At 73.5% G+C, this 955-nt stretch carries 1 protein-coding gene; it reads right to left on the reverse strand.

Going from position 1 to position 955, the window contains the following annotated elements:
* Positions 1–955, reverse strand: a 955-nt coding sequence (locus tag V9U69_RS12435) for a pyridoxal-phosphate dependent enzyme (protein WP_337062137.1), incomplete at both ends; no start/stop codon positions are given.

Genomic DNA, 955 nt, shown 5'->3' on the forward strand with positions numbered 1-955 from the left:
CAGTGGCGGGTGGCCACGTACGCCAGCAGGTCCTGCCGCGTGATGACCCCGGAGGGCTTGCCGTCCTCGACGACCACGGCGGCGTCGGCGCGGGCGAGGACCTCGCGGGCCTCCTCCACGGACTGCCCCGCCCCCACCAGCGGCAGGGCCGGGCCCAGGTGCGCGGAGACGGCGTCGGACATCTTCGCCGCACCGCTGAACACCTTGTCCAGCAGGTCGCGCTCGGTGACGGCACCGGCGATCTCCCCGGCCATCACGGGCGGCTCGGCGCCCACGACGGGCAACTGCGAGACGCCGAACTCGCGCATGATCTCGATGACGTCGTGGACCGTCTCCGTGGGGTGCGTGTGCACCAGGGCCGGCAGGCCCGTGGACTTCGCGCGCAGCACGTCGCCGGCGGTGCCGCCCTCGGCCTCGTCGAGGAAGCCGTAGGACGCCATCCAGTCGTCGTTGAAGATCTTGCCCAGGTAGCCGCGGCCGCCGTCGGGCAGCAGCACCACCACGACGTCGTCCGGCCCGAGGCCCTGCGCCACCCGCAGCGCGGCCACGACGGCCATGCCGCAGGAGCCGCCGACCAGCAGGCCCTCCTCGCGCGCCAGGCGGCGCGTCATCTGGAAGGACTCGGCGTCGGAGACGGCGACGATCTCGTCGGGGATCGAGGGGTCGTAGGCGCTGGGCCAGAAGTCCTCGCCCACGCCCTCCACCAGGTAGGGGCGCCCCGTGCCGCCGGAGTACACCGAGCCCTCGGGGTCGGCGCCGATCACCCGCACCGGGCCCTGCTCCTTGAGGTAGCGGCCGGTGCCGGTGATGGTGCCGCCGGTGCCCACGCCGGTGACGAAGTGGGTGACCCTCCCGTCGGTGTCGGCCCAGATCTCCGGGCCGGTGGTCTCGTAGTGGCTGCGGGGGCCGTTGACGTTGGCGTACTGGTTGGGCTTCCACGCCCCCTCGATCTCGC

Origin of the sequence: Kineococcus sp. G2 (assembly GCF_037154035.1) — a bacterium.
Taxonomy (GTDB): Bacteria; Actinomycetota; Actinomycetes; order Actinomycetales; family Kineococcaceae; genus Kineococcus.